Origin of the sequence: Vibrio sp. 10N.222.49.A3, assembly GCF_041475145.1 — a bacterium.
Lineage (GTDB): Bacteria > Pseudomonadota > Gammaproteobacteria > Enterobacterales > Vibrionaceae > Vibrio > Vibrio tasmaniensis_A.
On record NZ_JBFRVM010000253.1, the window covers coordinates 1 to 1,348 of the forward strand.

A 1,348-nucleotide genomic window follows, 5' to 3' on the forward strand; every position below is an offset into this window, starting at 1 on the left:
GGCTCTTCTCCGCTTAGATGAGCTTGATTTCTGGGTAAATGGTAGAGTGAGTTTCTAGGATTGAGGTTTGTCTAATCTTCAATTTAAAGTAATCAGTATCCCTTACTCCTCGGGCTCGCCGTCTAAGAAGACCTATCGATACATTCCCTGCTTCCACTCGGGCATTCGTCAGCTTATATTTTGCATAATTGCAGATCCCAACTCTTCTCTCCCAAAGCGCGTCTGCGAAGTTGATGAGAGATAAGATCCTCGTCTTTTTAGCAAGCTGGCACCACGCATCAAGAGCTGCGATCATCAGGTCAAAATTACGTTCATCCCATAAGGCTTGAAGCTGCTCTTTGAGCATATAAATCGTACAAAGAGTCTTATTGCTTTCAAGTAAATCATCTAGCCTATCTGACTGCTTATCGCTTAATTTCGGCGCATTTTTGAGGAGTAAAAATAGCGTCCCTTTAAGCATTTTCTTCTCGTCATGTGTTCCTTTCCTAAACGCTTTATTACGCTCTTTCCTTATCAGAAGAGAGTAGTTCTGCATAACGTGAAACCGGTCAAAAACGATGTCTGCATTCGGAAGAGCGTTTCTCACTGCTGATTGGTAAGATTGCCCCATATCCATTGATACCGCTTGGATGCCGTCTCTCGTTTGCGGTGATAATTGTTCAAAAAAGTTGATGAGTACGTTTGAAGTCCGCCCATGGTCAACCCAAATAAGTTGTCCTGAAACGAGATCATAAACGACGGTCATATAGTCATGGCCTTTAGCCCTGGCGACTTCATCAACGCCAATATGAACAAGGTTGGTCAACCTCTTAGGCTCTAAAGCGGGCAAGGTAGATAACAGAAATGCTTTATCGATATTTTTCACGGTTTCCCAGCGTATGTCTAAATGCTTAGACACTGCGTGGATGCTCATATAGCGGCATAGTCCACTAATAAAGTGACAGAATCTCTTGGTATAACGACTCCCCTTATCAACAAAATCAGTCGCTTCAACCAACCTTCGGCCGAGCCTATCTCTTGTCTGAGCCAATTCAATTTCTATAACGCAAGGGCGACCACTGACAGGTAAATCCGACAGGCGACGGTGAACATAGTGGTCGACTGTGCGCGGTGCTCCAGTCTCAGGGTCAACAACTTTACAGCGTCTATCTCGCTTGCATTTGACGAGTACTGAATGAGAGCTTTCTTCGAGCGTTACAGACTGTACGGATTGGCCTTTAAAGTTAAATAGAGCGGAAGATAATAACGACAAACTACAATACTGAGATATAAGGTGGGAAGCGATTATAAATCAATGTGTTACCGGTTTTATTGTTAATTTATAGACTCATCTAAGCGGAGAAGAGCC

Annotated in this window: 1 protein-coding gene; it reads right to left on the reverse strand. The window is 43.5% G+C overall.

Annotation, left to right across the window (positions count from 1 at the left end):
- Positions 1–13: 13 nt before the first annotated feature.
- Positions 14–1,252 carry an ISL3-like element ISVa7 family transposase gene (locus AB4589_RS24475; protein WP_081317730.1) on the reverse strand — a complete coding sequence of 413 codons (1,239 nt, stop codon included), beginning with the start codon at positions 1,250–1,252 and terminating at the stop codon, positions 14–16.
- Positions 1,253–1,348 lie beyond the last annotated feature (96 nt).